This window comes from Limnohabitans sp. JirII-31 (genome assembly GCF_002778315.1).
Lineage (GTDB): Bacteria > Pseudomonadota > Gammaproteobacteria > Burkholderiales > Burkholderiaceae_C > Limnohabitans.
This window is the reverse complement of the sequence record NZ_NESA01000002.1, coordinates 150759-173364: the sequence shown is the minus strand read 5'-3', so window position 1 is coordinate 173364 and position 22606 is coordinate 150759. Positions and strand designations below refer to the sequence as shown.

General features: G+C 56.9%; 22 protein-coding genes. 4 read left to right on the top strand and 18 right to left on the bottom strand.

The window, feature by feature from the left end:
* Positions 1 to 11: 11 nt before the first annotated feature.
* From flgK to B9Z41_RS04300, 11 genes are all read right to left on the bottom strand, one after another.
* Positions 12 to 3401: a flagellar hook-associated protein FlgK gene (gene flgK / locus B9Z41_RS04350; RefSeq protein ID WP_100145443.1), complete on the bottom strand. Its 3390-nt coding sequence runs from the start codon at positions 3399 to 3401 to the stop codon at positions 12 to 14.
* The gene (locus tag B9Z41_RS04345; protein WP_100145441.1) at positions 3398 to 3877 is read right to left on the bottom strand and encodes a rod-binding protein; all 480 of its coding nucleotides are present in this window, start codon (positions 3875 to 3877) and stop codon (positions 3398 to 3400) included. Before B9Z41_RS04345 ends, flgK begins: the two co-directional genes overlap by 4 nt.
* 18 nt (positions 3878 to 3895) lie before the next feature.
* Complete coding sequence (locus B9Z41_RS04340; RefSeq protein ID WP_100145439.1) at positions 3896 to 5035, bottom strand: flagellar basal body P-ring protein FlgI; 1140 nt, start codon at positions 5033 to 5035, stop codon at positions 3896 to 3898.
* 15 nt (positions 5036 to 5050) lie between these two features.
* Positions 5051 to 5734, bottom strand: a complete 684-nt coding sequence (locus tag B9Z41_RS04335) for a flagellar basal body L-ring protein FlgH (protein WP_100145437.1) — start codon at positions 5732 to 5734, stop codon at positions 5051 to 5053.
* A 12-nt stretch (positions 5735 to 5746) separates the two neighbouring features.
* Positions 5747 to 6532, bottom strand: a complete 786-nt coding sequence (flgG, locus tag B9Z41_RS04330; RefSeq protein WP_100145435.1) for a flagellar basal-body rod protein FlgG — start codon at positions 6530 to 6532, stop codon at positions 5747 to 5749.
* A 30-nt stretch (positions 6533 to 6562) separates the two neighbouring features.
* Complete coding sequence (locus B9Z41_RS04325; RefSeq protein WP_100145433.1) at positions 6563 to 7327, bottom strand: flagellar basal body rod C-terminal domain-containing protein; 765 nt, start codon at positions 7325 to 7327, stop codon at positions 6563 to 6565.
* Positions 7328 to 7361: 34 nt separating this feature from the next.
* On the bottom strand, positions 7362 to 11144 hold the full coding sequence (locus B9Z41_RS04320; RefSeq protein ID WP_100145431.1) for a flagellar hook-basal body complex protein: 3783 nt from the start codon (positions 11142 to 11144) through the stop codon (positions 7362 to 7364).
* Positions 11145 to 11183: 39 nt separating this feature from the next.
* The gene (locus B9Z41_RS04315; RefSeq protein ID WP_100145429.1) at positions 11184 to 11894 is read right to left on the bottom strand and encodes a flagellar hook assembly protein FlgD; all 711 of its coding nucleotides are present in this window, start codon (positions 11892 to 11894) and stop codon (positions 11184 to 11186) included.
* 25 nt (positions 11895 to 11919) lie between these two features.
* Complete coding sequence (flgC, locus tag B9Z41_RS04310) at positions 11920 to 12345, bottom strand: flagellar basal body rod protein FlgC (protein WP_100145427.1); 426 nt, start codon at positions 12343 to 12345, stop codon at positions 11920 to 11922.
* 6 nt (positions 12346 to 12351) lie between these two features.
* Positions 12352 to 12735 (bottom strand): flagellar basal body rod protein FlgB, encoded by a 384-nt coding sequence (flgB, locus tag B9Z41_RS04305; RefSeq protein ID WP_100145425.1) that lies wholly within the window; start codon positions 12733 to 12735, stop codon positions 12352 to 12354.
* A 187-nt stretch (positions 12736 to 12922) separates the two neighbouring features.
* Positions 12923 to 14074, bottom strand: coding sequence for a hypothetical protein (locus B9Z41_RS04300; protein ID WP_100145423.1), 1152 nt, complete (start codon positions 14072 to 14074; stop codon positions 12923 to 12925).
* Between the two features lie 171 nt (positions 14075 to 14245).
* Here B9Z41_RS04300 and flgA point away from each other — a divergent pair, with 171 nt between their 5' ends.
* The 3 genes from flgA (at position 14246) to B9Z41_RS04285 (ending at position 15866) form a co-directional block, all read left to right on the top strand.
* Positions 14246 to 14974, top strand: a complete 729-nt coding sequence (flgA, locus tag B9Z41_RS04295) for a flagellar basal body P-ring formation chaperone FlgA (RefSeq protein WP_158236137.1) — start codon at positions 14246 to 14248, stop codon at positions 14972 to 14974.
* A gap of 119 nt (positions 14975 to 15093) precedes the next feature.
* Entirely contained in the window at positions 15094 to 15414 is a 321-nt protein-coding gene (flgM, locus tag B9Z41_RS04290; RefSeq protein WP_100145419.1) for a flagellar biosynthesis anti-sigma factor FlgM, read from the top strand.
* 17 nt (positions 15415 to 15431) lie between these two features.
* The gene (locus tag B9Z41_RS04285; RefSeq protein WP_100145417.1) at positions 15432 to 15866 is read left to right on the top strand and encodes a flagellar export chaperone FlgN; all 435 of its coding nucleotides are present in this window, start codon (positions 15432 to 15434) and stop codon (positions 15864 to 15866) included.
* Position 15867: 1 nt separating this feature from the next.
* Here the strand turns inward: B9Z41_RS04285 and B9Z41_RS04280 are convergent, their stop codons facing one another.
* Genes B9Z41_RS04280 through B9Z41_RS04260 form a run of 5 tightly spaced genes read right to left on the bottom strand, consistent with a single transcriptional unit; the run spans position 15868 to position 19312 of the window.
* Entirely contained in the window at positions 15868 to 16143 is a 276-nt protein-coding gene (locus B9Z41_RS04280) for an EscU/YscU/HrcU family type III secretion system export apparatus switch protein (protein WP_100145792.1), read from the bottom strand.
* 17 nt (positions 16144 to 16160) lie between these two features.
* The gene (locus B9Z41_RS04275; RefSeq protein WP_100145415.1) at positions 16161 to 17252 is read right to left on the bottom strand and encodes a hypothetical protein; all 1092 of its coding nucleotides are present in this window, start codon (positions 17250 to 17252) and stop codon (positions 16161 to 16163) included.
* 1 nt (position 17253) lies between these two features.
* The gene (locus B9Z41_RS04270) at positions 17254 to 17670 is read right to left on the bottom strand and encodes a FimV family protein (RefSeq protein WP_143474147.1); all 417 of its coding nucleotides are present in this window, start codon (positions 17668 to 17670) and stop codon (positions 17254 to 17256) included.
* Positions 17671 to 17678: 8 nt separating this feature from the next.
* Entirely contained in the window at positions 17679 to 18770 is a 1092-nt protein-coding gene (locus tag B9Z41_RS04265; protein WP_100145411.1) for a hypothetical protein, read from the bottom strand.
* 23 nt (positions 18771 to 18793) lie between these two features.
* Positions 18794 to 19312 carry an LPP20 family lipoprotein gene (locus B9Z41_RS04260; protein WP_100145408.1) on the bottom strand — a complete coding sequence of 173 codons (519 nt, stop codon included), beginning with the start codon at positions 19310 to 19312 and terminating at the stop codon, positions 18794 to 18796.
* Between the two features lie 142 nt (positions 19313 to 19454).
* On the opposite strand from B9Z41_RS04260, the gene B9Z41_RS04255 reads away from it, so the two are divergent.
* Positions 19455 to 20552 (top strand): sigma-54-dependent Fis family transcriptional regulator, encoded by a 1098-nt coding sequence (locus tag B9Z41_RS04255; protein WP_100145406.1) that lies wholly within the window; start codon positions 19455 to 19457, stop codon positions 20550 to 20552.
* A 68-nt stretch (positions 20553 to 20620) separates the two neighbouring features.
* Here the strand turns inward: B9Z41_RS04255 and B9Z41_RS04250 are convergent, their stop codons facing one another.
* Both B9Z41_RS04250 and motA read right to left on the bottom strand, forming a co-directional pair.
* Complete coding sequence (locus B9Z41_RS04250) at positions 20621 to 21640, bottom strand: flagellar motor protein MotB (protein WP_143474145.1); 1020 nt, start codon at positions 21638 to 21640, stop codon at positions 20621 to 20623.
* Positions 21640 to 22500, bottom strand: a complete 861-nt coding sequence (gene motA / locus B9Z41_RS04245; RefSeq protein WP_100145404.1) for a flagellar motor stator protein MotA — start codon at positions 22498 to 22500, stop codon at positions 21640 to 21642. The genes B9Z41_RS04250 and motA overlap by 1 nt, the downstream gene beginning before the upstream one ends.
* Between the last annotated feature and the right edge of the window lie 106 nt (positions 22501 to 22606).

Genomic DNA, 22606 nt, shown 5'->3' with positions numbered 1-22606 from the left:
GGCTCTCTCTATCACCGAATTTGTACGATCGAGTCAAACAACTGGCCTGACACCTGTAGCGCTTTGGCCGACGCCTGGTACGCCTGCTGGTAACGAATCAGCGCAGCAGCCTCTTCGTCCAAATTCACGCCTGAGACTTTGTCGCGTGCGGCCACCGCTTGGTCGTTCACCACTGTCAAGGCTTGTTGGGTGATGTTGGCTTGTTGCGCCAAGTTACCCACGTTGTTGATTTGGTCGATGTAACTGTTGGCAATGGTTTTGTCACCAATGACCGGCTTTTTCGCCAAGTCCACCATGGCCAACATGTTGACGTTGTTGCCCAAGCCATCTTGGTTGCCATCGATTTGGAAACTGTCGCCAACGCTGGGGTTGTGCGAGAGCTTGAGTTGCAATCCTTCGAAGTCAATCAGAGGCTCCAGCACCGTCGGGTCGTAATGTCGATCAGCGAGTTGCGTACCCGTTTTGGCATCGGTGATGGTGTAGCGGTCCGCCGCTGTGAAGTTGACCACCAGCGACTGGCTGCGCAAGTTATCACGCATGTCAGAGGGCGTGCCACTGAAACTGGCCGCCACACTGGCTTTGCCTTGTCCAGTGACAAACACCAACAGATCGTCTTGTGAACCACCCTCGATGTAGGCACCTGTGCGCAAGCCCGCTTTCGCCAAGTCGGCAGGCGAGCCCATGAGGGCCGGGTCGCCATAGCTGCCAAAGGACAAACGGATGTCGACCTTGGCAGGGTCGTTGACAGACAACTGTTTGAGGCGATCTTCGACCGAGTAATCCAGCGGCTCTAGGCCCAAACCGTTTTGCTCGTACGTACCGTCACTGTTTTTACCTGGACCGATGGAAATATTGGCCGTGCCAGAGGCATCGGTGGTGGTGAGCACCAAATCGCCATAAAAACCAATCGAGGCTTTGACACCTGGGCTTGGGTCTTGGCTTGGATCGTTGATACGGTCTGCCAAGGCCTGTAGGCGATCGGTCAAAGGCAACGCGGTAAGCCCTGCGGTGTTGATGCTCACGCCATTGATTTGTATTTTTCGATTCAAGTCAATGTTGGTGCTTGGAATGTGCAAGTCACGCGCGACTTGCACCAAACGCACCTGACCGTTGTAAGTCATCGCCGACAAGCCCAGCAAGTTGTTGCTGCCTTCACCCGCGACGGCATCGGTGTTCAACACAATCGGCGCGCCGGTGGTGAGTGAGGAAATCACCAGTTCGCCATCTTTGACGCTGGCTTTCACACCGATGCCGGGTTGCAAAGCATTCACGGCATCGACCAAGCCCTTCACGTCTTTGAAGGCCCCTGTCACCAATTGGCCATTGATTTTGAGGTGTTTGGAAAAGTCCAGTTGCTGCGTGGGTACGCGAATTTCGCTGAACACCTCGGCATGAACGCCAGTCTGTGAGGTCAAACTGCTGACGACCGAGACCGTGCCGCCCGATGTAGAACCCCCATTGGGCGTCACGGACACATCGCTGATCGCGCGCCCCATGGCGTCGGTGATTTGAATGTCTTGGTCGTTGTTGATCAAGCTCACGCTGATGTTGTTGCTGCCATCTAAGGCGCGCAAACGCGCTTGCAAGGTGCTGGCCAAGGTCACCAAATCGTTGGGGACAGGATTCAAAGCCTGGGCGTCGAGCTTGACGCCACCCACAGAGGCTTGAAACCCATTGAAGTCAGGAATCGACACGGTGACTTTGGATGCACCATTGACCCAGGCGGCCACGTCGTTGGGCGACAAAGCGGTGGCTGGCTGTGTGGTGAGGTCTGGCAGACTCACCCCGTTGAGCACAATGGCGCCGGCCTGAATTTGTGTGCCCGCAGCGTTGTCGGGGATGCGCCCCGTCTCAAGCACGGCAGCTTGCGCTTGGGGTGGTGCGGCCGCCCCGTTTTTATCGAACACCTGGGCGTACCGAACCTTGGCCATGGCACCGTAAAAGACGTCCATCTGGCGATAACTTTTATCGCCGGTTTGGTTGAGATAGGCGTCACTGTAGGTCGAGTTAGGCACAAACCCGTTGTCGGGCGTGAGCATCTGAAACTTTTCCGTCTCACTCAAGGTTTGTCCCAGCAGTTGCCGACCATCGCGGGTCAAGACTTGCAGTTGCTGGCCTGGCTTGGCGTCGTCCAAATAAAAGGTGGCTTTGACGCCGGCAGACAAAGTGGTCACCGGACTGAAAACATGCGCCCCTTCCACCTTGATGGTGACGCCTGCTGTCGGGTTGGGGTTGTTCACCAAGCTGGTGTTGCTGATACCGTTGCCCATCGGCTTGGAGCCAACTGAATACTGCACACTGGCGCGTGTGTTGCTGGTGTTGGCGTTGGCTTCACTGACGCGAAATTGCGCCGCCGTGGCCACACGCATGGCGTCATTGAGAGCCACATGAATACCAGCAGCTTCATTCGTGGCGCTGGGGTCTAAGGCGAACAGGTTTTGCCCTGTTTGGCCATAGCCGTCGATGCCGTTGGTCTGAATGTTGTTGGCCTCGGTCACCACCGTTTTGGCCAAGAAATTGAGGTTTTTCTGCGCAGGCTCTAAGACCTGACTGATGAAAGTTTGTAAGCCCCCCAACTGACCACCGCTTGCAGCAGCCAGCGACTCGGTTTTTCCGTAGGGGTCCAGCAAGAGTTCTGTTTTGCCTTTGACCGATGTGTCAATGCCAATCGGACGCGACTTTTGACCGTCCACCACCACACTTTGCGTGGCGGTATTGCCCAAACTCACATTCACTGTGCCGTTGGTGGCAAAACTGGTTTTGATTCGGACCAAGTCTGAGAGTTGACGCAACAACAAATCACGCCGGTCCAAAATTTCAGCGGACTGTCCCTCCAAGGAGGCCGACTTGGCCATGTTTTGGTTCACCAGGGCCAGTTGCGCCGTGAGGGTGTTGACTTGATTGGTCGTGCTTTCCAGCGCTTGACGGGTCTCGGTGCCCACCAAATCAAGCTGGCCAGACAGTTCTGCAAAACGAGAGCCCAAGCCCTCTGAGCTGCGCAAGAAGGTGCTGCGTTGAACAGAAGATGCAGGATCGGCCGACAGGCTGTTGGCGGCGGCAAAGAAGTCGTCCAAGGCTGAACTCAAGCCCACGCTCTTGTCGCCCATGATGTCCATCACCCGCTTGGTGTATTCGACCATGGGCTTTTGACTCGACAAATCGCTGGTGCTGTTGCGCAGGTTCGATTCGGCAAAAGCATCGAACTGGCGCTTGACGGCCTCCAGTGCCACGCCAGTGCCAAAAAACATATTGGCCGCTTTGGAAGGCGCCGTGTCTTTGAGCACCACGTCTTGGCGCGAATAACCTTCGGTGTTGACGTTGGCAATGTTGTTGCTCACCGTGCTCAGTGCACGCTGGTAAGCGCCGATGGCATTGCTGCTGATGCCCAACATGTCGCTCATGAACCGCTCCTGTTCATGAGTTTGAGTTCATCCAGCGTTTTGATGCGCGGCTTTTGCAGCGTCATGCTGGGGTCTGCCGGTTTGCCCATGGGCATGGCTTGTTCTGCGGGATGCAGAGCCATGCCGGTGCGGGCTTTGAGCATGTCGGCGGTGCTGGGCTGGGTTTGTTGCTTGACGGCTTTGGCCATGAAGTCGGCCACCCCCATGGCGCCCCGTTTGGCCATTTGCACCGAGACTTCTTTGTCAAACATGTTTTCAAAGCTCTCGCGGGCATTGGACTCGTTGTCTTCGTCCTTCATTGGCGTGGAAGCTTCGCGCATGGACTTCATCATCATCTGGATGAACAAGCCCTCGAACTGTTGCGCCGACTCTTTCAGCGCCTTGTCACTGTTTTGCTGCGCCTGGCCACGCAACTCGCCCAGGCCCGAAAAGTCCAAATAGGACCGGGCGGTGGAGGTGTCGACGGGGCTGCTCATGGCGTGCTCTGAGACGGGTTAGATGATGATCAGCTCGGCACGCAAGCTGCCAGAACTTTTCAAGGCTTCAAGAATGGCAATCAAGGCCGACGGTGTGGCACCCACTTGGTTGACCGCATCCACAATTTGACGCAGCTCCACACCGGGCTGGAACAAGAACATGGGGTTGTTGGGTTCGGCCACTTTGACATCGGCGTTTTGCACCGCAGCGGTTTGACCACCGGCCAGCATATTGGGCTGTGAAATTTCGTTGGTGGCAGTGATGGCCACCGAGATAGTGCCGTGCGACACAGCCGCGGCAGTGACGCGCACCGAGCGGTTGATCACCACCGTACCGGTGCGTGAGTTGATGACCACGCGTGCCGGTGGTTCACCTGGGGTGACTTCCAGCGACTCCACCATGCTCATGAAGGCCACACGTTGGTTCAAGTTTTGGGGGGCTCGTACCGATACCGATACACCATCCAAAGCTTGTGCAATGTCGCCGCCAAATTTTTTATTGATCGCGTTGACGATGGCCGTCGTGGTGGAGAAGTCGTTTTCACGGATGTTGAAGATGATGTTCTCTGAACTCTCAAACGGCGTGTCCACCACGCGTTCCACGATGGCACCACCCGGGATACGCGCCGAGGTGGGCACGCCAATTTGGACTTTCGATCCTGCTGCGCCTGCATCAATGCCAGTGGCCGTGAGCGCGCCCTGAGCCAAGGCATAAATTTCGCCGTCCACACCGCGCATGGCCGTCATGACCAAGCTGCCGCCGCGCAAGTTGGTGGCTTTGCCGATGGCCGAGACGTTGATGTCGATGCGTTGACCGGGCTTGGCAAAGCCTGGCAAGTCAGCGGTGACCAACACTGCGGCGGTGTTTTTGATGTCCACACGTGCCGCCGTGGTGGCTTGTTCAAAGTCGGTCAACGGGCCGTCGATACGCACGCCCATTTGCGCCAACATGGCTTTCATGCTTTGGGTGGTGAAAGGTACTGAGGCGTCGTCACCTGTGCCTTGCAAGCCCACCACCAAACCATAACCAATCAATTGGTTGGGGCGTTGGGCAGCCAGAGAAGCCAAATCCTTAACGCGGTCAGCGCACGCTGCACCCGCAGCCAACAGGCACAAGCCAGCCAGGCAGGTTTTAACCATGTGAGAAAAGCGCGTCATAAGTATCTCGTTCAATCAGAAAGGCCAAAGCTTGTGCATCAAGCTGGTTCCCCAGCCCACGCGTGTGGCATTGGCCAAGTCGCCGGTACCACGGTAAGCAATTTGTGCGTTGGCCAAACGGCGCGACTGCACGGTGCTGTTGGGGCCCACGTCTTCAGGGCGAATCACCCCGGTGACTTGAATCACTTCGGTGCCCTCGGCCAAACCGAGTTTCTTTTCACCGCGGATGACCAAGTTGCCGTTGGCCAAAATTTCAACCACCGTCACAGCCACCGAGCCCACCAAGGAGGCCTGTTGGTCTGCTTGGCCTTTGCTCTTGCTGTCAATGGCGTTGTTGGTCAAATCAATGCCGTTCAAGAACGGACTCATCTTGCCCACCTGGGTGCTGAAACCCGAGGGCAAGGTGTTTTTCGAATCACGGTTGATTTCGCTGTTTTGAGTGCGTGCGGCTTGGGTGGATTCGTTCAACAACACCGTGATGATGTCGCCCACTTGGTAATTGCGGCCACGGCCAAACCAGGCATCGCTTTGGCGGTTGCTGTAGATGCCGCCGGTGGCAACTTTTGGCCGGTCGGAGGCCAGTGGATAGACCGGGGCAAATTCGGGTGATGGCTTCAACACCAACTCGGTGTTGTCGGCAGCACAGGCTTGCAACAAGGCCACCAGGGCCAAAGCAGAGAGGGAGCGCAGCGTGTTCATGATGTGCCTTGATCAAACGTTTTGGTTCAAGAACTTGAGCATGCCGTCCACCGCCGAGATGGCTTTGGAATTGATCTCGTAGGCGCGTTGGGTTTCGATCATGTTGACCATCTCCTCCACCACGTTGACGTTGGAGGCCTCCAAAGAACCTTGGTTCAAAGTACCCGCACCGTTGACACCGGGTTGCAAAATTTGCGCAGCGCCGCTGGCTTGTGAGGCTTCGTACAAGTTGTTGCCAATGGGCTTCAAGCCACTTGGGTTGACGAAACGCGCCAATTGAACCTGGCCAATGTTTTGTGCTCCTGCACCTGCCACCAACTCCACGCTCACCGCGCCATCGCGGCCGATCGTCAACGCAGCTGCGTTGTTGGGAATGGTGATGTTGGGCACCATCGGGAAACCCAGAGCCGTGACCAATTGACCGGTGCTGGAGATTTTGAAGTTGCCGTCGCGCGAGTAGCTGGTGGTGCCATCGGGCATTTGAACTTGGAAGTAACCGTCACCCGTGATGGCCACATCCAACGGCGCCTGCGTGTTGACCATGTTGCCCTGCATGTGCAGTTTTTCAGTGGCATTGATCTTCACACCCGTACCCAGCATCAAGCCGGTGGGAGACTGTGTGTTGGCCGTGGTTTGGCCACCGGGTTGCTTGATGTTTTGATAGAGCAAGTCTTCAAACACCGCGCGGTCGCGTTTGAACCCGGTCGTGTTCACGTTGGCCAAGTTGTTGGAGATCACGTTCATACGCGTTTGCTGCGCGTCTAAACCTGTCTTGGCTACCCACAATGATGCGTCCATGGTTGTTCGCTCCCTAGTAATCTGTCAAATTCAGCCGACCTTCATCATGGAAGCGCCGGACTCGTCGTTGGACTTGCTTTCTTTGATGATTCGAACCTGATGCTCAAACGAGCGGCTCTGTTCAATCAGCTTGACCATCGATGCCATTGGATTGACGCTGCTGCCCTCTAGGGCCTGCGGTGTCAAAGAAACTGGCCCTGTACCACTTGCAAAGTCTGTGCCAGGAGGTTTTCCGTCAACTTTGAACAAGCCGTCTTCACGTTTGGCCAAGGCGGTGTCGCTGGCGTCCTTGAGCAGGAGCTGTGCAATCACTTGTTGTTGCGGCACGCCCGGTTGGGCCGGGTCGATGGCGTAGAGGTTGCCGTCTGAGCCAAACGACAGCTTGAAGCCTTGCGGCACAGTGATGGGCCCACCGTCTTGGCTGCGCACAATGTGGCCCGAGCCGGTTTCCAGCACGCCATTGGAGTTGACCTTCAAGTCACCGCGCCGTGTGAAAGCCAACTCACCGTTGCTGGCGGTCACGCCCAACACGGTCTTGTGGTTCATGGCCACGTCCAAGTCACGCCCGGTGACCATCAAAGGACCAGGGTCCAAAATGATTTGGTCGTTGGCATACATGCGCGGCTGCAAGCGTGAGTCAAAGCCCTCGCCCACGGCTTGGTGTGGCTGCAAGGTGACTTCGAAGGTTCTTTTGAAACCGACGGTGGACACGTTGGCGATGTCGTTGGACAACTGGTGGCGCCCAATGCGCTCTTCGTTGATCGCGGCCATCGCGTTAAAGGCTAAGCGGTCCATGTCACTCTTTCAGTCGATGCGTGCGTCAATCCGCTTAGTTACGGATTTGAATGATGGTCGAGGTCAGCGAGGTGCTGGTCTCAATCGCTTTGGCGTTGGCCTGGAAGTTACGTTGCTCGGTGATCAGGTCCACCAGCTCTTGCGTCAAGTCCACGTTGGCACGTTCGGTCGCGCCCGAGCGCACCGTGCCGTAACCAGCTGAACCTGCCTCACCGTACTTAGGCGTGCCGGAGTCAGAGGTTTTGTAGTAACTGGTGTCGCCAATCTGGCGCAAGCCCGTGGGGTTGGAGAAGTTCACCAACACCACTTTGCCAAGCGACTTTTGGGCGCCGTTGGAATAGCTGGCGTTGACCAAGCCATCGTCCTTGATGGCCAAGCCCACCAGGTCACCTTCGGGTGCGCCGTCTTGCGACTGCGACAACACCGCATAGGGCGAGGCAAACTGGGTCGACTTGGAGTAGTCGATGTTGATGGTCAAAGAACCTTTACCGTTTGGCAGATACACGGTGTCGAGTTGTGCGCCTTGTTTGGGAGAGACCAAGTTACCCGCCGTGTCAAAGGTCAGCTCGCCTTTGTCGAAGTAAACCGGTGACCACTCGGGCAAGACATCAAAGCCCGCAGCCGTGGAGGACTCTTTGCCGAAACCGTCGATGTACACCGTGGCGTTTTTCGCGTCCTTGAATGGGGTGGGTTTGATCCACGTGGTGGTTTTACCGAACTGGGCATCCAAACCGTCCAAGCCCCAACGCGAATCGCCTGTGACCTTGATGTAGGACTCGGTGGATGCCGTGCCGGTGGTGAACACCAGGGCATTTTTCTTCGAGTCGAAAGTGACTTTGACACCATCTACCGTTTGCGGGGTAGCGCCATCGACAGACGGGCCTTGCAAGCTGTTGATGCCTGATTGCAGGGCTTCCATGAAGGTACCCAAGGTGTAGGTGTCTTTGGGGGGCACGACCACCGTGCCCGTCACGCCATTGACCGAAACCACGAATTTGTTGTTGGTGTCATCCACCGAAAAGTTGTTGTCGACGTTCACCGCCATGGCGTTGCCATTGAGCACCGCCGGCAATGAACTGATGCCGCGCATGGCGTCCACCTTGGAGGGTTTGACCACATAGTTGTTGGCATCCCCTGTCATGCCCAGACCTTTGGAGCTTTGGGTCGCCAAGCTGTTGGGTTTGATGTTGGAGATGATCACGCTGGACGCGTCACCTGTGGTGCCGGACTTGAACACAAACGCACCTTTGACCGCGTCGTACTCGACCTTGGCACCAAAGCGTTCATCGTTGACGGCACGGTAAGAACTGGCCGATGCAGAGGGGCTCAAGCTGATGCCCACGTTGTCGTCGTTGACGCCTTGCACGGCAGGATTGGTCAAGCCAATCGAGCTTTGAATGCTGCTGATGGTCACCTTGTCGTTGCCACCAGGCGTGAACACCAGTTTTTGTGTCACCGTGTCGTAGGAGACAACAATGCCTTTGTAGGCTGGGTTGGCGTCCACCACCGACTGCACTGACTTGACCAAGTCTTCGTAACGCATGTTGTGGCTGGCGTCACCCGCTTGCGACAAGTCAATGTCTAGCTTGGCTGGTGGTGTCGACCCGTTGGCTGGGGTGAGTTGGATTGAAAAGGTTGGCCCAATCAAAGACGAAAAGTTGAAAGGCTTTTCGTCACCATAGGCACGGTTGATGGCATTGGTCAACTCGGCTGCAATTTGAGCACCCGAGAGTCGCAAGTTTTTACCCACCAAGCTCTCTAGGCCAACCGTCACCGGGTCGATCGAGTTGTCAATGTTGATAGAGAACAAGTCTTTCAAATCGTCAACGCTTTTCTTACCTGCGAAGTTGGCGTCAGCGGGCCGTCCGTTGAAGGTCGGTCCACTGGCTGAAGCTGCCGAGCTGAGGACAGGGGTGTAGCTGCCCCCAGATGGGGTTTGAGAAATATTCAGGGCGGTTGTGATCGCCGCAGCGTTGGCGGTGGTCGGGTCTAAGGCCGTGACGACCAAGGTCACGCCATCGGGCAACACACTGGCTTTGTAAGACTGGGCAAAAGTCGCTTCGTCGTTCAAGCTTTGGGCAAAGGCGGCCACACTGGTACCGGTGACCGTGATGGGCGCTGCATCTGGACCAAAGGTGGCTTTGAATGGAGAACTCGCAGCCGTCAACACATAGCCTGCTTGGCTACGCGGGTAGGGCGTGTCGTTGGCTGTGATGAAGCCTGTCGCGAGGGGCGTTCCAGCCTGAGACACGGCGATGTCTGCTGCAATGGCAGTGGCAGACACATTGGGGTCGATGGCCGTGATTTTGAGCTCTCCGCTGGAGAAGGTGGAGGTGCCAATGGCCGCAGAAGCCACGGTCTTGGTCAGTGCGGCGGTGGTGATGAGGCGCCCCGAGGCATCCACAATGTTGAGGTTGCTGCCGTTCACGCTCACACTGATGTCTGTTTTGCCGCCGTCTTCACGACGCAAGCGAGTTTCCAACTCAGCGGCCAACGAGGTCAGGGAGCCTGACACGGGCGCGAGGTTGCTGATGCTGATGGACTTGCCACCCAAGGTCATGGAAAAGCTGGAGAAGTCGCCCGCAGCGGGCGTAGAGCCAAAAGACACGCCAGTCAAAGTCGCTGTGGTGGGCACTTGGGCCACATATTTAGCGCCAAAGTCGGAGTCAGCATTCAAGGCCTTGGCCATGGCGGCTGTGGTCAATTCGGTAGACGCGGCCACCGGCACAGAAATGGTTTTTGTGGTCGGACTGCCGAAGGTCAAAGACACGGAGTCCGTGGTGGCCAAGCTACCTGTGCTCAAAGCGTAGGTGACAGCGCTGCTGCCTTGCTTCCACAGCAGGTCGGATTTGTTCAAATCGTTGTAGGTAGAAAAGTCCACGCCGTCGTTGGAGCCAGTGCCCAGGTTGATGGCGCTGCCGCCAGTGATGGCTGCGGGCTGAGAGGTGCGCACATCGTTCAACTGGTCCAGCGAGAATTTGTAGGTTTTCTTGGAGAAGCTGCTGTTCAAGGCGGCAATGTCTTCCGCTGACTTGAAGTCGCCCTTCGCTTTGAGTTCGCCGTATTTGTTGACAAACATCAAGTCACCGGTCTTGTTGGTGGCTTGCTGCAAAGAGGCATCGACCAATTGGTCACCCACATAGACAAAGGTTTGCCATTTGTTGTTGGGGGTTGCTTGACTCGCGTTTTGTGTTTTGACGTAATACACCGTGGCCAGGTAACCGTTACCACCGCCGTCATACACCGTCAACGCTGTGCTTTTGTTGTAGGTGGTGGGGTCGTTGCGGTTGAAATCTGCTTTGATCACCGGCGCGTCAGCCGGGAAGTTCAGACCCAATTGCACCTTGCTGGTCTGCGTGGCCATGCCGGTGGTTTTTTGCGGAATGGTCAACACATTCATGTCGGTCAAGTTGGCCTTGCCGGACGAGTCGACTGACGCCGCCATCAAACGTTGACCTGCCGAGTTCACCACGTTGTATTGGTCGTTCATCATGAACGAGCCGTTGCGCGTGAAGATGTCTTGGAAACCGTCTTGCGATTTGAGCGGGAAGAAACCGTCGCCACTGATCGCCAAGTCCAAGGTGTTGGACGAGAAGGTCATGTTGCCCTGCCCGAACTCTTGCGTCACACGTTTGAGCGACACACCTTGGCCAATGGTCGAAGAGGCTTTTTGCAAAGGCGAGGTGGCAAAAATGTCACCAAAGTCAGCGCGGCTGCGCTTGAAACCAACGGTACTCACGTTGGCGATGTTGTTGGCGGTCACACCCAACTGGGCAGTGGCGGCGTTCAAGCCGGTCAGAGAGGTATAAAAAGACATGGTGCTTTAACTCCAGTGAGAAATTCTTAAATCTGCGGATCAGGAACCGACGCGCTTGACGTCTGCCAAATTCACGGTTTTGCCGCCATCAACTTCCAACAACAAAGTGCCGTCGCCCGTGGATGAGCTGCTGACACTACGCACCGTGGCGTAGGTGTTGACAGTGGGGGTGGTTGTTTTGCCAGCACTGTTGACCGTGGCGACATAGCGGTAAGTGCCGTTGGGTGCCGCAGCACCGCCGTCGGTCATGCCGTCCCACGCCAAGGTGAAGTCGCCCACCGGCTGCGCGCCAATGATTTGCGAACGAACCAACGCGCCTTTGTCGTTGAAGACTTGTAACTTGATGCCGTCGGCACCCGTGGGCAAATTGATCACGCCTTGCGCCACCGTGGTGTCGGTCACGGCAACCGGGCCATCGGGCACCGAAACCGTTTTACCGATCAGCGACGCAGCGCCCAGCATGCGGTCTCCGCTCATGGAGGCCGCCATGTTTTCCATGCTGGTCTTCATGGCGGTGGTGGCTTCGAGTTGCGAGAACTGCGCCAACTGGGCCACGAAGGCTTCGTTCTTGACAGGGTCGGTGGGGTCCTGGTTGGTCAACTGTGTGGTGAACAGCTTGAGGAAAGCGTCTTGGCCCATGCCCTTGGTGGCAGCCGCAGACTTGGCAGCATCTTGCTGTGCCTTGTACTGCGCCGTGCTCATGATGTTGCTGGGCAATGCGCTCAGGCTGGAAGTGGTGTCAATCGCCATGTGTGTTTCTCCGCAGCGTTAGCTGTTAGCTTTTGATGATGTCGAGGGTGCGCGACATCAGTTGTCGGGCGGTGTTGACTACCTCGACGTTGTTTTGGTAAGAGCGCGAGGCGGCCATCATGTCGACCATCTCAGACATTTCGTTCACGTTGGAGTGAAAGACATAGCCTTCTTTGTCAGCCAACGGGTTACCCGGCTCCCAGGTTTTGCGCACAGGCGCGGTGTCGTCCACGATGCGGTCCACCTTGACGCCGCCGACGAATTGCGCGCCTGCGTGGGTCATCTCTTCTTTCATCAAGGCCTTGAACAGGGGGCGTTTGCCCCGAAAGGCCTCGGCCTCGCTGCCGGCCACCGAGTTGGCGTTGGCCAAGTTCGAGGCCGTGGTGTTCATGCGGATGGACTGCGCGTTGAGCGCCGTGCCTGCAATGCCAAAGACGTTATCGAGTTGCATGTGTCATCACTCCCCGCGCATGGCTTTGCGCAGACCGCCGATGCGGTTTTGTAAAAATTGCAAGGTGGCCTGGTAGTCCGTGGCCGCCTTACCGTATTGGGCTTGTTCAACGTTCATCTCGACGGTGTTGCCGTCAAACGAACTGTTGAAAGGCGTGCGGTAGCGCATGCCGTTGTCAGGTGCTTCTTGAATACCCGCGAAATGTTTTTCGTTGGTGGCCGTCAAGTACTCGGTCTTGGCTTCTTTGAGCATGGCCTTGAAGTCAACGTCTTGCGCTTTGTAGTTGGGCGTGTCCGCGTTGGCGATGTTGCGCGCCAACACTTCCATGCGTTGGCTGCGCACGCCCAACGCTTTCTCGTGTATTCCAAATGCGTTTGAAAAAACATCCATCACACAGCTCCCATCTGGATTGACTCCAATTCATTGACACCTAACCTCAAGTTGTGAGGCTTCATGTCGATGGGTGCAAAAGATGTGCCAAGTGTTTTTGACGCTGTTTGCGGCAACAACTTGCCGCTGTGTTGCCGCTCTCAGCCCGAGCCCCACGTCTGGGCTTGGTTCAAGCGGCTCGCGTGCTTCAGTTCACTTCGGTGACCACCGCTTGCGCGGCATATGCGCTCATGCGCGCGGCTTGCAAGCTGTTGCGCTGAGCCACATCGGTTCCCAAGCGCTCGTTGGCGTTTTGGTGCAAGCCCGCCAAGATGGAGTTGCGTGTGATGGGCGCGCGCGTGTCGCGGTTGACGTGCAGGTAAGCCGCTTGCTGGCCTGGAATGTTGAGCGCCACATTGGGACGCGTTTCGTTGCGCGCGGAGGGCGTGAGCACGGTCAAATACAAATCATCCAAACCCACAGGGCCAAAGTTTTTCAGCCCGGTGTCTTCAAAGTATTTGTCCACCATGTCGAGTTGCTTCAAGACGCTGTGGCCAAGAATCGCTTTGGGGTTGGCGCCGAACCCTGCACTGGCCGCACCACGGTCAGGACCATCGCAAAACTGGATGATGCCGTGACAGCGGCTGTTGCTGGCTTTGGGATTCATGCCATCGCTCTCCATCAAGGTGAGACGGGCAAAGTCATCGGGCGCAAAGCGGTGTTGCTCTGACAACTGCACAATTTTGTTCATCACGGCTTGTTTGTCTTGCGCGGGAATGAAGCCTTTTTCAACCGCACGGTCAATGGTCTTCTCCAACACCGGGTTGTTGCTGCGGTCTATGCGTGACAACAGTTGCACCTGGGCCGTGCCTGCCAATGCGGTGGTGGTCGCGTTGTTGTTGCCAGCCGTGACGGCTTTGGCGTTGTAAGCCGCCTGGGCCTGATTGACCAAGGGGGTCAGGCTGTCCAGGCTCACACGCTGACCGGGATGGATCAGGTTGGCGTTGTTGATGTTGTTGGCGCGCGCCACGCTTTGCGACAAACGCATGGCCTCGTTGTTGGAAATACTGACACCCCGCGACGCCATTTGGTCGCGCACGATGCCACTCAAGGTTTGACCCGCCTGGACCGAAATATTCCAGGGTGCGGCGTTGGCCACAGGCGCTGAACCGGCGGACAGACTGGCTGACAGCCCCGCAGGCACCACCAGATCGCCACTGGGCTGCGGTTGGGCTGCCGCGAGTGCGCGCGTGAAGGCAGGCGCCGAGCGCGCGAACGCCAAGGGACTGCGAGCCAGCTGGGGGAAGCCAGAGGCATCGGTGTTGGTCACCGTGGGGGTCGTGGGCGGATCAAATCGCATGGCTGGCCTTGTGAAGTCCGTGGTTAAAAAAGCTGGTCTCGTTCTTGCAACAGGGTGAAGGTCTTTCGAAAAAAGTCAAAAAACCAACACCAGACCCGAATGAATATGCAAGTGCTGTGCCTAATAAATTCCGACAGTCGCCCTGCCCTCCAGGCCAGGCGCTGGGGATGGATGCTGGCGCTTGCAAGCCTGCTGTGGTGGGCGCTCAGCCTGACCGAGGCAGCTGCGGCAGAACCCAACCAAGCCCCACCCAGCGCCTTCGATGTGCTGCAAAAACAAGCGCTGCAATGGGCGGCCAGCGCCCCTGCTTTCCAGGGCAAAACCGTGCACGTGGCACCACTGGACAGCCGCATCAACGTGCAAAACTGTCAACAAACCCTGCAATTTGACCAACCCTTTCCAGGCCAACCGTCGGTGCGTGTGCGCTGCCCACAACCGCAATGGCAGTTGTATGTGACCTTGAACCAGGGCGCTGAACCTGCCGTGGTCACACGCGGGGGGCCTGCAGCGCCCGTGTTGCACAAAGTTTTGGTGAGCAAGGAATTGTTGAAGCGCGGCACCCAACTCAGCCCGTCCATGTTCAGCGTGGCCGAGATGCCCGCTGCGGGGATGGAGAGCCAATTGATCATCGACCCCCAGTTGATTGCCAACATGGAGCTGGTGCGTGATCTGACACCCAACACCCCTTTGAAAACTTATGACCTCAAAATGGCCGTTCTGGTCAAGCGCGGTCAAGAAGTTCAGGTCACCGCTGGAGCCGGGCAAGGCTTTTTGATCACCATGCGCGCAGAATCTTTGCAAGATGGTGGTTTGGGTGAGCAAATTCGCTTGAAAAACAGCGAGTCGGGTCGATCTTTGACAGCAGTGATCACTGGGCCCAATACGGCTCGACTGAGGTGAAAAGTGTTAGCCTCGAAAAGAATTCAAAAAAAGCCCTCAAGTTCTAGAATTTGGGGTCGATTGAAGTGTTGTGAAAAGGTTTTGACCCGCTTTGACGGGTTCAAGAAAGAGAGAACATCATGAGTGACGCTATTTCGAACTACGGACGAATGGCCCAATCGAATGCTGCAATGCGCAGCGCCATCGATAAGGTCGACAAGAAAAGCTCTTCAGCCGCACAAAGCAAAGAAGAGTCCACCACGCAAGCGCCTGACAAGGCAGCAGCCGGAGCAGACAAAGTGAGTTTGAGCAACGTTGCCCAGAAAGTCATGGCACAGCCGGACTTTGACCGCGCCAAGGTGGAGTCCATCAAGCAAGCGATCAAAGATGGCAACTACCCCATCAATCCACGCCGCATCGCCGAGAGCTTTGTGGCGCTGGAAAAAATGATCTCGAACTGAACGGTCTCTGACTGAACATGCACAGCTCCGTAGCCAGCGCTGAAGCACTAAGCGACAACCTGTCGCGTGCTTTGGCTGTGGCTGGCGAACTCGAAGCCTTGTTGGAAACTGAGTTCGAGCACCTGAAAGCGCAAAACTTGGATGCCTTTGAGGCCACCCAAGTGCGCAAGAACGCCCTGCTGCAAGAGCTCACGCAACTCGCAGACATTCAAGGCCCTGAGTCTGCGGACGCTTTGAGCCCCGAGTGGGACGGCTTCAAAGCACACATGGTGCATTGCCGCGACTTGCATCGCCGCAACGAAGTGTTGATCCATCGAAAAATTGACGCCATCCGTGGTGCCCTGCAAAGTTTGCAGGTCCAGGACCCGACCAGCACGGTCGAAATCTATGACCGCCTCGGTCAGCTCTCACGCACGCGGCGTGGGCGCGGGCGCGGTTACAGCGACGCTTGATTCATTTCTCGTCGCCGGGCTGCATGCCCTTGAGCCAGTACACCCAAGACAAAATCACCGCCACGGCATTGAACATGTCGGCTGGAATTTCTTGCCCCACATCGAGTCGGCTCAGCATGGCCAGCAAGCGTGGGTCTTCGGTCACATACACCCCCTGACGCTGGGCCTCTCGCACAATGCGTTGCGCCAGCTCACCATCGCCCTTGGCACTGACCACCGGGGTTTTGTTGCGGCCATATTCCAGGGCCACGGCTTCTGTGTAGGGTTTGGGATTCATGGCTTTCACAACGGTTCTTACACCCGCGTGTCAATGAGGGCGCCGTGGTCCACTGGCTCGCGCATGGGCTGGCTGTCGGGACGTCGGGCATTGAAGACTTGAAAACTCCCCATCACCAAGCCTGCGCTCTCCAACTCGTAGGTCAGCTCGCTGGCGTTGAAGCGGGCCAGTGATGCCACCTCTTCCTTGACCGCCCACATGGTCAAGTCCACTTGTGCGTTTTGACGGATGGTGGTCTTGAGCCACACCTCGCCCAAGCTTCGGCTGTGCGTGTGCATGTTCACCACCATCGGGTTGTGAGGTTGACCAGGCTTGTGGCCTTGGCGCTCAAACTGCATCTCCAGGGGGTCGGCGTCGGCAAACGGAATCACCAGGGAGAAATTGACATCTCCCTTGTGCAGGTCTTGTACAGCCTGCACCTGTGCGCCTTCCAGCTCATCGAGGGCGTGTTGCAACATGTCTGAATTGGCCTGGGTCTCTTGCGTGTCTTCGCTGGCCTGTGCGTTGAGGAGCCATCGCAGCAAGACTTTGGGATCGTCTTGCACGGTCACGCCTTCGGCCAAATTGGCCTCTGCCGATTTGGTGTGCTTGAGAACCCAACGCTTGAGTGTTTGCGGCTGCAAACTGGCCATGGACAAACGCTGGGCATTGAAGCGCTCTAAAAGTCCTTGGCTTTGCCCAGCGGGGAGCAAGGCTTCCAACACCCCGGGACGCAGCAAGCCCAGCCAATTGGCAAAGCCCGAGGGCTGAAATAACAAGGTGTTCAGGCGTGAAGGCTGTGCGGGTGCCGGATTGAGCGGGTCGTGCCCCGCAAAACTGCCCGAGTGCAAGAGCTGCAAAGACCATTGCCCGGTGGGCAACAGGTGGGCACGCAGTTGCACCAGGTCACCTTCTTTGATGTAAGGCGACAGGGGCAGGTTGAACACATGTTCATTGAGCACCAGCTTGAGCTGATCGTGCCGCAAAGCGGCCGTAGCCTGAACCACTTGGCCATCGTGCAAACCCAGCTGGCGGGCGACAGCCGCCTCGACATACACCTGCCGCATGTCCAAATGGACGGGTGCAACACGCGGGATCTGGTGGACGCCCTCGGGCCCGAGGATGGCCATGTCAGGGAAAGCGCACCCAGTTTTTGCGCTCGTTCATGTTCATGTCGGCGGTGGTGTAGCCACCCACAGGTGCCACGGCTGGGGTGGCCGATTTGCTGGGCAATTGCTGGTGCAAGAGATTCTCCGTGCTTGGCACTTTGAGAATGGCACCCGCAATCAGCACGCGAGGCGTGGATTGGGTGAAGGCCTGTGGGTTGTGTGCCATCAAGGCTTGTCGCAAGACCGATGTTTTCAGCGGACTGTCGCCCATGGTGTGGCGAATGACCTGTTCGACGGTGTCACCCGGCTTGACCTCGTAGGTGCTGGGCTGAGCCCATGCAGGCAGGGCCACTGACGCAACCACCAGGCATGTGCTCACACAGACCCAACGTGACCCAACAAACAACGCTTTCATCTCGGTTTTCCAATCAACAGTCATCTGGATGATCAATAGGTATAGGGCCATGCCACCCAGGCGCCCTGAAACTTCTGGGCTCGCCCCGCCACTTGCTTGAGCTCAGCCTGGTACAGGCTGACGGATTTGACTTCGACCAACACAGCAGCGTCCAGTGCGCCTGCTTCCAGCGCGTGCTTGGGCAGCACACGGGCATCGGACAACATCAGCTTGTCCCCCACTCGCAAGCCCGCGCGTCCTCCGGCATTGACTGTCAAACGTCCGCTGTCGCCTTGGGTCACTTCAATGCTGGGGGGCTCGCACGACAACTGAATATCCAACGCCCGACCCATGCGTGTGACGGCCTGATCGATGGCTTGACGCATGTCGGTGTCCAACTTGGGGGTGGTCGCGCTGACAGGAACAGGTGACCCCAGCAACACGTCTTGCGAACTGTGCATGGCATGCAGTTGCCCGGGAGCTTGCACATGCCACAGCAACACGAAGGCTGCACTGTCGTCGGTGCTCAAACCCGGCGGCGCAGGCGCCACAGTGAGTTGCATGTGCCACTGCACCTTTTCTTCGCCATGGCTGTAGGTCAAGCGCTCGTAGGTGCGAGGGTAAACAGGCTCCGTCATCACGCGCCAGTGCTGCGCCTGCGTGGCAGCCTGCAGCACACGCTGGCGCGCACTGAGGCCCACTTGCTGTGCCATGTAGCGTTGACTCGCAGTCAGGCTGGGTGACAAGTCCAGACCCAGTGACATGACATGCATCAAGGCAGATTTGGCTTGCGGTGCTGTGCATCGGGTGGGCTCAACCGCTTGGGTGCTCACTGCCACGATGTCAGCTTCAGGCTCTTGTGCTTCGTCACGTCCGTAACGCGTGACTTGCAAGTCACGGACTTTGATTTCAGACGAGAAGCGGTTCAACTCGCGCAGTGCACCGGTCGAGTCCATCCAACTGGTGGCACTGACACGGGTGTTGCTTTTCATGGCGGCCTCCACCAGTGCCTGGCGGATGGCTTGCAAGCGTTGCTCTGGGTTCAATTCAGCGGCGTGCAGCACACCGTGGGCACAGCATGCCGACAGCAGCAGCACCTGCGCACAACGCAGCCAAGCATGAGGAAACACACGACGAGGGAACATGGCCAAACCTTGGTGTCTCAAACTCAACGACGCTTGCTGGTGAGGTGCGCCACATACAGCGAACGCAAGTCGTTGACCAAGCTGCGATCGAGCGACATGGTGGTCTCGTATGTGTCGTCGCCCACCGGCGTGATGCTGACCAACACCGCACCATAAATCACACCCTCGACACGCGCGCGGAAGGTGTCGCTCATCACGGTCATGTCAGCCACGGTGGTGTTGGCATCGAGTTGTTGACCGTAGACCTGTTCGGTCAAGGCACGGTAAGCATCCAGCTTGGACGCACGAATGGCGAGCAAGCGTTGTTGTGCTGGGAGTCGGTGGTTCTGAATGCTGATGACGGCATAACCGGTGGCCATGAGTGTTTCACGCTTGTCGGTCATGGGACTGATCATGGTGGCCACGGGCTCAGCAGGCTTGCGCTCGCTGTTGGCTGCGGACTCGTCGTTTTTCCACTCATGCACATGGTTGAACTTGAACGCAGAGCATCCGCCCAATAGCAAGGCTGCGGCAACCAGCGCCGAAGAGGTAAAGCATTTCATGTCGTTGTCCTTGAATAGGTCTCCCCCACGATTCGACACCAAGCAAAGCATCTTTAACTCAGGCGATGAATGAGCGATGAATACTTTCTCTGTCTTGTGAAATTTGAGAAGTTTCAGACAATGCAGTGTAGGAATTTTTGACATGAAACCCATCACCAACTTCATCGGCTCGAGCGAGTCAGCACAAGCTTTGCGCGACCTTGTCGCCACCATGGCAAACTCGAATGCCACGGTCATGATCACAGGTGAAAGTGGTACCGGAAAAGAGCTGCTTGCACGTTTGTTGCATGACCAGTCACACCGCTGTGGCGCGAACTTTGTGCCTATCAATTGCGCCGCCATCCCCAAAGACCTACTCGAAAGTGAACTCTTTGGTCACCGCAAAGGTGCCTTCACGGGTGCTGTGGCAGACCGTGTGGGCCGCTTCGAATTGGCACATGGGGGTACCATTTTTCTGGACGAAATTGGCGACATGTCGTTGGACATGCAGGTCAAATTGCTGCGTGTTTTGCAAGAACGCACCATCGACCCGATTGGCGGAACCCGACAGGTGCATGTGGATGTGCGTGTCATTGCCGCCACACACCGCGATTTAGAGAACGAAATTTCTGCTGGCCGTTTCCGCGAAGATTTGTACTATCGTTTGAATGTGTTGCCCGTGGTGACGCCCCCGTTGCGCGAACGCGCCGCCGATGTGGCTGAGCTGCTGAATTTTTACGCGCAGAAATGTGTCAACTTTGGCAAGCCAGCCATTCGCTTCAAACCCGACTTCATGGCGGCCTTGCAAAAGTACCCCTGGCCAGGCAATGTGCGCGAACTCTCCAACCTGGTTGACCGCTTCAGCACCTTGTACGCGGGCCAAGAGCTAGACCTGCGCGCCATCCCACCCACCTTGCTGCCCAAAGGCTTGGTGAGCGCGCAGGCCGAACTGCAAGCCCAAGCACCATTGCTGGCCAAGCTGGAAATGACACCGCCCCCCGAGGTGTTGGCGGAAATGCAAGAGCAACCCGAATCAGAAGAAAACGATGTGGAAAGCATCATCATGCTGGCACAAGGCATGCCGCATCTGCCACCCGAGGGCTTGTCTCTGAAAGAGCGCATGGCGCAAATCGAGCGCAGCATCATTGAGCAAGCGCTTGAGCGCAACTCGGGCAATGTGTCACGCACGGCCAAGTTGCTCAACCTGCAACGCACCACCTTGATTGAGAAGATCAACAAATATGAGTTACGGGCGGCTTGAGCCCTCACGACCTAGGAAATGCGCCACGCGCTGTCCCCATGAAAAAAGCAGCCCGAGGGCTGCTTTTTTTAGTCTTGGTCGTTGTAGAGCACCGTGATGCTCATGCGCCGGTTGCGCGGATCGCGTGGATCTTTGGGGTTGAACGGATCGGTGTCAGCCACCCCTTCAATGCGCGCAAAACGATTTTCTTTGATGCCACTCTTTTCAAGCAAGGCACGCGTGACTTCCGCGCGCTCGGCCGAGAGCGACCAGTTGTTGCGACCTTCTTTGTTTTGGAACGGCACGCTGTCGGTGTGGCCACGAATCGCAATCTTGTTGGGCATTTCTGCCAAAGAAGCCGCAATTTCGCTGATCAGGCTCGACGCCTTGCCCTGCATGCTCATGCCACCGCTGGGGAACATCGCAAAGTCGGCTTTGTCAATGATCTCAATGCGCAAGCCCTGCTTGTCACGCGTGACAGACACTTGGTCTTTCAGACCGCCGAGTTTTTTGTTTTCAGACAGCTTTTGTTCGATCTCTTTTTCCAACTTGTCAAAGTCGGCTTTCTCTTGCGCAGCAGCAATGTCTTTTTTCTGCTCAGGCGTCAACTTGTCGGGGTCTGAGTAGGGGTTGTTATTTTCTTGGCCAGGGTCGGTGCTGGGGTTGGGCCCGCCCTCCGAGCGAGGTGTCAAACGTTCCAGCAACGCAGTTTGTTTGGCCGCAAATGGAAAGCCGTCGGGGTCAATGATGGAGCGTCCACCCAAGACACCGTTAGAGCCTGCGAGTTGTCCAATGGCCACCAGACTTTGCGAGGTGGGCTTGAAGTAGTCAGCGATGCTTTTGCGCTGGTCTTCGTTGGACGCGCCCAACAGCCACATCAACAAGAAGAACGCCATCATGGCGGTCATCATGTCGGCCAAAGCGATTTTCCAAGCGCCGCCGTGCGCTCCGCCATGGCCATCGTCAATGATTTTCTTGATGATGATGACAGGCGCAGGTGCGGCTGCTGCCGCAGCGGCTTCAGCGGCAGCCTTTTCTGCTTCGGCAGCAGCCGCAGCAGCGGCCGCCGCTTGTGCAGCCAGGGCGGCTTCGTCTTTTTCTTCAGCCATTATTTCCTCAGCGCATCAAAGACTTCGCCAAAGGAGGGCTGGTTGGTGTGACTGATGCACACGCGTCCAGCTTCAATGATCAAGGGCACGGGGTAGCCATGCATGTTGCCGATGATGATTTGTTTGGCCACGTTGAGGGCCTCACCGTCTTCGTCAATGATCTGTTTGAGGCGGCTGCCAAAGGGCTCAAAAATACCGTAAGCCAAAAACACACCCAAGAACGTACCCACCAGAGCGCCACCAATCAAGCCGCCCAGCACAGGAGGCGGTTGGTCAATCGCGCCCATGGTCTTCACCACACCCAACACGCAAGCCACAATGCCCAACGCAGGCAAGGCGCCCGCCAGGGTGGCAATCGCTTCGGCGTTTTTCATTTCGTTGTGGTGATGCAGCTTGATAGAGGCGGTCATGACATCTTCCACCGCATAAGGGCTCAAGGTGCCTGAAGACACCACCATCAAACGGATGGTGTCACAGACCAAGGCCACCAGGCCGTGGTCATGCAGCATCTTGGGACACTCGCCAAAAATGGCACTGGCCTCAGGGTTCTCGACGTGCGATTCCATCGCCACCGCCCCTTCTGCTTTGAGCGTCTTCATGAGCTTGGAGATGACCGCGATGATGCCGATGTAATCTTCTTTCTTGTACATGGGGCCTTTGATCACGCGCCCCATACCACCCCAAGCGCCTTTGAAAATGTGGCTGGAGTTACCGGTGATCATGCCGCCCACACCGGCACCACCAATGATGAACATCTCGAAGGGAGTGGATTTGATGATGGGTGCCAAGCTGCCGCCGGCGATCACGAAGCCGCCGAACACGCAAATGAACAAAACCACCAAACCAATAATTGCTGACATCTAACACTCCCTAAGCAGGATGGCGCATTCAGAGGGATCTCTGATATGCGCCTGAAATTTCTCGTCAACCTGCTAGATTAACTTAAAAAGAGAGCTATCTCGCCTC

Bases quoted from the DNA above. Each gene is read 5' to 3' on its own strand.
- flgK (WP_100145443.1), bottom strand. From the start codon at position 3,401: ATGAGCGACATGTTGGGCATCAGCAGCAATGCCATCGGCGCTTACCAG.
- B9Z41_RS04345 (WP_100145441.1), bottom strand. From the start codon at position 3,877: ATGAGCAGCCCCGTCGACACCTCCACCGCCCGGTCCTATTTGGACTTT.
- B9Z41_RS04340 (WP_100145439.1), bottom strand. From the start codon at position 5,035: ATGACGCGCTTTTCTCACATGGTTAAAACCTGCCTGGCTGGCTTGTGC.
- B9Z41_RS04335 (WP_100145437.1), bottom strand. From the start codon at position 5,734: ATGAACACGCTGCGCTCCCTCTCTGCTTTGGCCCTGGTGGCCTTGTTG.
- flgG (WP_100145435.1), bottom strand. From the start codon at position 6,532: ATGGACGCATCATTGTGGGTAGCCAAGACAGGTTTAGACGCGCAGCAA.
- B9Z41_RS04325 (WP_100145433.1), bottom strand. From the start codon at position 7,327: ATGGACCGCTTAGCCTTTAACGCGATGGCCGCGATCAACGAAGAGCGC.
- B9Z41_RS04320 (WP_100145431.1), bottom strand. From the start codon at position 11,144: ATGTCTTTTTATACCTCTCTGACCGGCTTGAACGCCGCCACTGCCCAG.
- B9Z41_RS04315 (WP_100145429.1), bottom strand. From the start codon at position 11,894: ATGGCGATTGACACCACTTCCAGCCTGAGCGCATTGCCCAGCAACATC.
- flgC (WP_100145427.1), bottom strand. From the start codon at position 12,345: ATGCAACTCGATAACGTCTTTGGCATTGCAGGCACGGCGCTCAACGCG.
- flgB (WP_100145425.1), bottom strand. From the start codon at position 12,735: ATGGATGTTTTTTCAAACGCATTTGGAATACACGAGAAAGCGTTGGGC.
- B9Z41_RS04300 (WP_100145423.1), bottom strand. From the start codon at position 14,074: ATGCGATTTGATCCGCCCACGACCCCCACGGTGACCAACACCGATGCC.
- flgA (WP_158236137.1), top strand. From the start codon at position 14,246: ATGCTGGCGCTTGCAAGCCTGCTGTGGTGGGCGCTCAGCCTGACCGAG.
- flgM (WP_100145419.1), top strand. From the start codon at position 15,094: ATGAGTGACGCTATTTCGAACTACGGACGAATGGCCCAATCGAATGCT.
- B9Z41_RS04285 (WP_100145417.1), top strand. From the start codon at position 15,432: ATGCACAGCTCCGTAGCCAGCGCTGAAGCACTAAGCGACAACCTGTCG.
- B9Z41_RS04280 (WP_100145792.1), bottom strand. From the start codon at position 16,143: ATGAATCCCAAACCCTACACAGAAGCCGTGGCCCTGGAATATGGCCGC.
- B9Z41_RS04275 (WP_100145415.1), bottom strand. From the start codon at position 17,252: ATGGCCATCCTCGGGCCCGAGGGCGTCCACCAGATCCCGCGTGTTGCA.
- B9Z41_RS04270 (WP_143474147.1), bottom strand. From the start codon at position 17,670: ATGACTGTTGATTGGAAAACCGAGATGAAAGCGTTGTTTGTTGGGTCA.
- B9Z41_RS04265 (WP_100145411.1), bottom strand. From the start codon at position 18,770: ATGTTCCCTCGTCGTGTGTTTCCTCATGCTTGGCTGCGTTGTGCGCAG.
- B9Z41_RS04260 (WP_100145408.1), bottom strand. From the start codon at position 19,312: ATGAAATGCTTTACCTCTTCGGCGCTGGTTGCCGCAGCCTTGCTATTG.
- B9Z41_RS04255 (WP_100145406.1), top strand. From the start codon at position 19,455: ATGAAACCCATCACCAACTTCATCGGCTCGAGCGAGTCAGCACAAGCT.
- B9Z41_RS04250 (WP_143474145.1), bottom strand. From the start codon at position 21,640: ATGGCTGAAGAAAAAGACGAAGCCGCCCTGGCTGCACAAGCGGCGGCC.
- motA (WP_100145404.1), bottom strand. From the start codon at position 22,500: ATGTCAGCAATTATTGGTTTGGTGGTTTTGTTCATTTGCGTGTTCGGC.